Source organism: Hydrogenimonas thermophila, assembly GCF_900115615.1.
GTDB classification, from domain to species: domain Bacteria; phylum Campylobacterota; class Campylobacteria; order Campylobacterales; family Hydrogenimonadaceae; genus Hydrogenimonas; species Hydrogenimonas thermophila.
The window spans coordinates 23,074-29,424 of sequence record NZ_FOXB01000028.1; the positions used below are offsets into that span (position 1 = coordinate 23,074).

The 6,351-nt window shown below is 36.8% G+C and carries 10 protein-coding genes; 3 read left to right on the forward strand and 7 right to left on the reverse strand.

Features of this window, described 5'->3' with window-relative positions; genetic code table 11:
• Positions 1-65: 65 nt before the first annotated feature.
• The 7 genes from BM227_RS08825 to BM227_RS12770 form a co-directional block, all read right to left on the reverse strand.
• Positions 66-491 (reverse strand): phage protein GemA/Gp16 family protein, encoded by a 426-nt coding sequence (locus tag BM227_RS08825; RefSeq protein ID WP_092913107.1) that lies wholly within the window; start codon positions 489-491, stop codon positions 66-68.
• Positions 488-682, reverse strand: coding sequence for a hypothetical protein (locus BM227_RS08830; RefSeq protein WP_092913109.1), 195 nt, complete (start codon positions 680-682; stop codon positions 488-490). Before BM227_RS08830 ends, BM227_RS08825 begins: the two co-directional genes overlap by 4 nt.
• Before the next feature lie 10 nt (positions 683-692).
• Positions 693-1,556 carry an AAA family ATPase gene (locus tag BM227_RS08835; protein WP_092913111.1) on the reverse strand — a complete coding sequence of 288 codons (864 nt, stop codon included), beginning with the start codon at positions 1,554-1,556 and terminating at the stop codon, positions 693-695.
• Positions 1,540-1,764: a hypothetical protein gene (locus BM227_RS08840; RefSeq protein WP_092913113.1), complete on the reverse strand. Its 225-nt coding sequence runs from the start codon at positions 1,762-1,764 to the stop codon at positions 1,540-1,542. Before BM227_RS08840 ends, BM227_RS08835 begins: the two co-directional genes overlap by 17 nt.
• Positions 1,765-2,001: 237 nt before the next feature.
• Entirely contained in the window at positions 2,002-3,825 is a 1,824-nt protein-coding gene (locus BM227_RS08845; protein ID WP_092913115.1) for a DDE-type integrase/transposase/recombinase, read from the reverse strand.
• Positions 3,825-4,076: a hypothetical protein gene (locus tag BM227_RS08850; RefSeq protein ID WP_092913117.1), complete on the reverse strand. Its 252-nt coding sequence runs from the start codon at positions 4,074-4,076 to the stop codon at positions 3,825-3,827. Before BM227_RS08850 ends, BM227_RS08845 begins: the two co-directional genes overlap by 1 nt.
• Positions 4,073-4,246 (reverse strand): hypothetical protein, encoded by a 174-nt coding sequence (locus BM227_RS12770; RefSeq protein WP_177202031.1) that lies wholly within the window; start codon positions 4,244-4,246, stop codon positions 4,073-4,075. Before BM227_RS12770 ends, BM227_RS08850 begins: the two co-directional genes overlap by 4 nt.
• A gap of 128 nt (positions 4,247-4,374) precedes the next feature.
• Here BM227_RS12770 and BM227_RS08855 point away from each other — a divergent pair, with 128 nt between their 5' ends.
• Genes BM227_RS08855 through BM227_RS08865 form a run of 3 tightly spaced genes read left to right on the forward strand, consistent with a single transcriptional unit; the run spans position 4,375 to position 5,814 of the window.
• Positions 4,375-5,025 carry an XRE family transcriptional regulator gene (locus tag BM227_RS08855; RefSeq protein WP_092913119.1) on the forward strand — a complete coding sequence of 217 codons (651 nt, stop codon included), beginning with the start codon at positions 4,375-4,377 and terminating at the stop codon, positions 5,023-5,025.
• A 13-nt stretch (positions 5,026-5,038) separates the two neighbouring features.
• A complete protein-coding gene (locus BM227_RS08860) occupies positions 5,039-5,374 on the forward strand; it encodes a DUF2511 domain-containing protein (RefSeq protein WP_092913121.1) in 336 nt (111 codons plus the stop codon).
• Positions 5,375-5,376: 2 nt separating this feature from the next.
• Positions 5,377-5,814, forward strand: coding sequence for a thermonuclease family protein (locus tag BM227_RS08865; RefSeq protein WP_092913123.1), 438 nt, complete (start codon positions 5,377-5,379; stop codon positions 5,812-5,814).
• Positions 5,815-6,351 lie beyond the last annotated feature (537 nt).

A 6,351-nucleotide genomic window follows, 5' to 3' on the forward strand; every position in this document is an offset into this window, starting at 1 on the left:
AAACTTCAGTCCCGCAAATTTGGAGTACTCCACACTACCCGCCAAAGACGGGCAGTAGCAATACCCTAAACATTGTTTACCGCCTGTAAAGGCTTAAGTGCTTTAATGCCAGCAATCAATCGACTAGCCTCTTTTTTTGTTATCTTTGTTAAATCTCTTACATCTCTTTTTAAGACTCTGCTTGCAAATTTAAGCAGGTTGAACCCAAGCTTAAACGTGGCTTTTTCAAACCAAAGAGTCTGTATAAAAGATATCTGCTGTTTGCTTGCATAGACTCCACCAGGTGCTACCCTATCGGTTCGCCTGTGCATAAAATCATCCAAACTCTTTAGCTCCTCTATGCTAAGTTCTTTAGAACTTTTGACTCTGAATGTGTTAAAAAGCATAGTCTCATAAAGCTCACGATCATTTCCGTACACTTCGTGCCAAAGGGGCGATGTATGAATAGATCTTATGAGAGACTGCCTATAAGCTCTCTGTCTCTTTGTCATGCGTAAGCTCCATTTAGTCTTTCTACTTTTAACTGACTATTTTTTGTAAAATTTTCACCACTGCCAAGTACCCGCCTAAGAAGCTCATCTGCTCTCTTTCTCTCTTTTTCATCTGCATTTAGCTTGTAAGCCACCAAAGCATTGACCAAAGTGAACTTATCTTTTAAGTCTATGTAAAATATACTCTCCATTTATGATCTCCTAATCAAGAAATATCATTGAACTTGCAGTGTCTATATGCTTAGCGTTCAAAGACTCTTTTGCAATTTGTGCAAACCTTTTTGCCTTTCTGTACAGATTTACCGCTCGTCTTAAATGAGTGGTATATTTTTTTACTCGCTTGCTATGCTCTCCAAAAAGCTTTTCAAAATCTTCCTCGCCCAGCTCTCTAAACTCCCACTTGCCACTGATGCGACTATAAAGCTGCAAAAGCTCCCCGCGATTGCCTTTTAGATTGCGAATGAGTCCATATGTTCCAACCAAGATAACCGGAACTTTGCTAAAATCATATATACGCCTCACAGCTTCAAGCGCGTTGATAGTTAGATGTTCAGCCTCATCAACCACCAAAACGCTATCTCTTCTTTTAAACTCTTTGGCACACTCTATGACAAGCTCATCTGTCTTGTTTGACCCTTCAATGCCAAGCTTTTCGGCTACAAGTTTTAAGAACCTAACCACGCTCATACCAGGAACCACCTCGACAAAAACCGCCTCTGGATGGTTTTTTAGCCACTCTTTTACAGCAGTACTTTTACCGCTACCGGCTTTTCCGTAAAGTACTGCCATCTCATTCATCACCACCGCTTCATCCATCACAAAATGAGCCTTTAGCATATTGCTAAGCATTACTATCTGCTCATCCTCTTTTTTTGTCTCTGACTTTATGCTATAATTACGCATAAAGTCATTGACTTTAGCTTCAAGGGATTCATTGTCTCCCTTGTAAGCACCTTTTAACCAAGCGCTGATTAGTCCAGCACTAACACCAATCGAACGGGCAACATGAGCCTGTTTTAGCCCGTTCGCTTCCAAAAATCCTTTAAACTCATCTCTTAGATTCATTTTTCAACTCCTCTATCACTTTTTCACAACCGGTTTTAATCGCCTTTATGAAAGTACCTTTCGATATACCGTGTTGACTGTATAGCTCATCGCTCATCTGAACTATACCCATCAAAACAGCCATCACCTCTTCACCGTTGAGTTCATATTTGTTCAGTACTTCCAATACCTCTCTTGTACAAGCTACGCATTTTCTTGCCTGATCCATTTTTCACCTCTCTTTTTTTCTAGCCCAAAAACGGGGTCGAGACTTCAGTCTCGCTTTTTAGGCTGAACAGGGGGCTGGAACACCCAAGGAGTAAGTTTTAACAAGCCCCCAGCTCAACCTAAAGAGGTGCAAACTTAACAATGCCAAGTAAAACAACACGCATTCAAGACCACTTAAATGCTAAATGAAACCCCTTTTAAGAGCCTTCATTCAACATTCAAAATTCAAAATTCAAAATCACCCATACCCGCCAGCCATCTCTATGAGCCTATCCAAATCACTCACATTTGAACTCTCTTTGCTTTCAGGCTTGACTACCTTTTTGACCACCTTGCTACTTGCTATCTTGCTAAACTCTTTACTTCCATCAACATTTACCCACTTCATCTCTTCAAAAGTTCTCCAGCCACTAGCAATAGCCTTTTTAACCGCTTCTATATGCTCTTTTTTGTACGCTTTCTTAGCCTCTTTTGCCTCTTCGACGCTGATATTTGCTACTGTTTCATCTACCATTCTTACAAACTCATTTTCACCCACTTTTGCGTAAACTACACTCACATCATCGATCTCTTCATAAACCTCTACCACCTCACCGGCTCCAAAATGGTTGTAAATCTCAGGATTAACATAGAGCCGACCGCCGTAGGTGATCCCCTCTCGTTGAAGTTTTCTAGCTTCTTGTTTTCCAAGCAAAATATGAAGATTTGGTATCTGCATCATCTGGGCTATCTTGCTATGAAACTTCATCTGCTCTTCAAAGAGACGATTTATGATCCCATCGATCACCTCTTCAGCTTCCCACCACCACATCAACTTACCTTTGATGTTTGTCTGAACATTGCTTGATTTTTGGCTCTTTTTAGTGTTTTGGTTTTCGATGTCGATTCTCTCGGCGGGATTGTGTCCTATAAACCCCGGCAAGTTTTCAAAAACGTGGAAATGTTGAATGCTTCTAAAACCTCGCTCAACACCGCCTTTCTCCCACCCGCTGTAAGGAGTGCTAGCTATGTAGTAAACTCCAAGGCGATCTAAAACCCCTTGAAAGTGGCTACTCACATAGTTTTTGCCGTTATCGCCTTTAATTGCTTCTGGAACTCCAAGTAAACCAAAAGCCTTTTCAATCAGCCTTACATCGCTATAGCTTGTGTCACTGCGCCTAAGAACATAAACCCTAGCACCACTAAAACGATCCACCACCCCAATAAGTGCAAATCTCTTAAGAATGTAACTTTCACTCTCTCTTTTTTCAAAAAAGTTAGCCTTTCCATCAACTACTGGCACCTTCACCATCAGATCAAGCGTTGTAGCGTCTATCTCCCAGAGTTGATTTGCATACTCAAAGTGGTTTCTAAAGATTGGTTGCAATCTATCGAGCGCATCAGGACCTTTTAAAACCGCTTTGACTATGAAATCATCTTTATGCTTGTTGTAAAACTTCACAAAATTTGAGTAGCTGACATTGCTTTTTGGCTCAAACACATCATAAGGTAGATCATTTTGCTTACAGTACGCATAGCAGTACCTGGCGTAGTAACTCTTTAAGTTCCCCTTTTGCACCAAACTACCCAAAAAGAGATCCCAATCAATGCTACTTTGCTTTTTGCTACCTCTTTTATCTTTCAATCCCTCTTTACCTTCACGCTTAAACTTCTCGATCCAGCGTTTAAACCGCTTCTCAAGACTCACAGCACTAAATCTACCGTTAGATTCAATGCTATAAGCCTCTGCAAGTGCTCTTATGCTACTCTTTGTCTTGTTGTAAACTCCAACTATCTCCATCTTATCCTCTACACTTGGATTTTCCAGGTCGATCTTTGGCAGCATTGCAGGTACCACTTTGCTTACACTCACTCGTCTCTTTTTTGCTTGCGTGCTCTTAGGCAAGATATACTCATACACCTTGCCACCGCGTCCCACGTTGACCCCTGTAATCTCTTTAAAAACCACCTTCTCACCCTTGATGGTAATGTAGTTTTTCCCACTCTCAAGGGCTTTTTTGGTGAGTTTTCTAATGTAGCGTTCAGTACATTCAAACTCTAAAGCAAGCTCTTTACTTCTCACTACTTAGCCTCTCTGTTTAAATCATACATACATGTTTTGATGATATTCTCTTCAAAAACACAACACACTTCATCAATCGAAACACCTGCGATCTCGCACACCTCACCAAATTTTTTACCGCTTCGAATCAAATCAAGAACCTTCTGCTTTGTCTCTTTGTCCATCTGTTCATACAAAGCCTTTTTGTATCTTTGGTAGCTCATAGGCTTCTTGACGTTTTTGATGTAAGAGCTATAAGTTTTATATTTCATTTTAAATACCCATGCTCTTTTAATATATTTTCTATTTTTTTACTCTTGCCGTTGCCTGCTTTAACGACTCTGTAAGTGTTTATGTTTATTCCGTTTTTTTTGCAAAAACGCTTTACGGTTCCCCAGTCATCCAGTATCTTTGCAGTGTCTATGTTTAATTTTTGTTTCATTTGATATAATCCTTATAGCGATTATTGCCGATATAGTTAAAAATAACTTCTTTAGAGATTATAGAGTAATTTTCTCTATTAGTCAATAAAAATACTCTATTTTTTAGTAATTTTCTAAAAGGATATAAGTGAGTGGTGGAGAAAGGCTAAAAAAAGTAAGAAAACACTTAGGGCTTACACAACAACAATTTGCAGATAAACTAGGGATAAAATGGCATAAAATCAAAGACATAGAAATAGGAAAAAATAAAATGAGCGTAGAAATAGCTGATCTTATTAGAGAAAAATACTCTATTTCTTTTGATTGGTTACTAACAGGAAAAGGAACAATGATTCCTGAAAACAAAACTAACAATACTATAGAAGTTAATTATTATCCAGATATATATGCAAGTGCTGGAGGGGGTGCACAGAATTTTAATTTTTTACCTCAAAAAATAGAACTATCTGTATTTTTATTAGAAACTTTAAAAATAATAAATCCAAAAAAAATAGAATTAATTAATATATTAGGTGACAGTATGGAGCCATTTTTTAAAAATGGTGATATTGCAATTATTGAAAAAGTTGATGAACTTAGTGAAATTAAAAATGGTGATACGGTCATAATTAATATACAAGGTGATATCTATATTAAAAAAATAGAAAAAATTCCATTTAAAAATACATTGATTTTAAAAAGTAATAATCCAATTTATGAAGATATTGTTCTACAAGATATGGAAGTAGAAGATATAAAAATTATTGCAATTGTTAGGGGAAAATTAAAATCAATCTAAAAGGAGAAAAAACATGAAAAAAATTGCACTGTTGATTGTAGCTTTTATAGCTATTGGATGTTCAAGTGGACCACAAGAAAAAGTGGTAACAAAAAAAGAGTTTGGTGACAAATGGCCTCTTAAAACCGATAAGGCAATAATAAAATGTTACGTAGATGATGTTGGTAAAGCTCCTGTTGTTATAGTGAATGGCAAAGCTTATGGACTTACTGGTTATGCAGATATGCATTACGGTCAAAACGATTTAAAAGCACTTAATGAAGTATGGGCTGATAACCCTAAAATAAAAGGTTTAAAGATGGATCTTGGCTATCTTACTGAAAAAGCAAAAGAATTATGCGATAAATAGTTATGAAAATAACAAAAATACTATTATTATTTCTGCTTTCACCGAGCCTCTTTGCAGGCTCAATAAATAATAAAAACTTTGGTAATGTTAGAGTGACTGAAGTTACATCCATTTATGACGGCGATACATTCAGGGTTAATATTGCAGAATACCCGAGCATAATCGGCGAAAGAATACCTATTCGTATAAATGGTATTGACACGCCTGAGCTGAGAGGAAAATGCAAACAGGAAAAAATTCTTGCAAGAAAAGCCAAACAAGTAACTGTAAATATACTTCGTAATGCAAAAGTCATAGAGCTTCGCAATATGCACCGTGGAAAGTATTTTAGAATTGTTGCAGATGTATATGTAGATGGTAAAAGTGTTGCTAAAGAGCTGGTTAAGAGAGATCTTGCCGTTATATATCATGGTCACAAAAAGAGTAACTGGTGCAAATAACACTTTAGATATTTTTACTTCAAAAAGTGCAATTTTTGCACAATGTTTAAATATTCATTTAACACATCTTAAACCCCCATTTAATACCCCTCAAAACTAATTCAAATCTTTAAGTTTAAGCTTTTTTAGTTCCTTAGTAACTCTACCTAAAAACCACTTATTACCATTAAAACCCCATAAACAGGGCTTTAAAATAGTTCCTTAGTCTGTTCCTTAGTAGTTCCTTAGTGCCAAAAACCTCTTAAGAAACCCCACTTACCCCAACAACCCAACCCCTACAAATCCCTAAAATACGCTATCTTACATTTAAGCTTTACAGTAGGGACATTTCATATTCCACTAATTGGGACATTTTAAACGCGATTTTACACTATAGTACATTACAGTTTTTTATAAAAACAAGATTTAATAAAGTGAAAAATATTATATACGAAGTCACTAATTAGGGAGTGTTAGAAATTTTGTGTCAATCCGATAGAATAACATATTCTAAAGGAAAGACACATGAAAGAGACATTTGATTTAAATGAAGCACTT

Coding starts and splice junctions, on each gene's coding strand:
- BM227_RS08840 (WP_092913113.1), bottom strand. CDS start 1,764: ATGGATCAGGCAAGAAAATGCGTAGCTTGTACAAGAGAGGTATTGGAA.
- BM227_RS08850 (WP_092913117.1), bottom strand. CDS start 4,076: ATGAAATATAAAACTTATAGCTCTTACATCAAAAACGTCAAGAAGCCT.
- BM227_RS12770 (WP_177202031.1), bottom strand. CDS start 4,246: ATGAAACAAAAATTAAACATAGACACTGCAAAGATACTGGATGACTGG.
- BM227_RS08835 (WP_092913111.1), bottom strand. CDS start 1,556: ATGAATCTAAGAGATGAGTTTAAAGGATTTTTGGAAGCGAACGGGCTA.
- BM227_RS08860 (WP_092913121.1), top strand. CDS start 5,039: ATGAAAAAAATTGCACTGTTGATTGTAGCTTTTATAGCTATTGGATGT.
- BM227_RS08865 (WP_092913123.1), top strand. CDS start 5,377: ATGAAAATAACAAAAATACTATTATTATTTCTGCTTTCACCGAGCCTC.
- BM227_RS08825 (WP_092913107.1), bottom strand. CDS start 491: ATGACAAAGAGACAGAGAGCTTATAGGCAGTCTCTCATAAGATCTATT.
- BM227_RS08830 (WP_092913109.1), bottom strand. CDS start 682: ATGGAGAGTATATTTTACATAGACTTAAAAGATAAGTTCACTTTGGTC.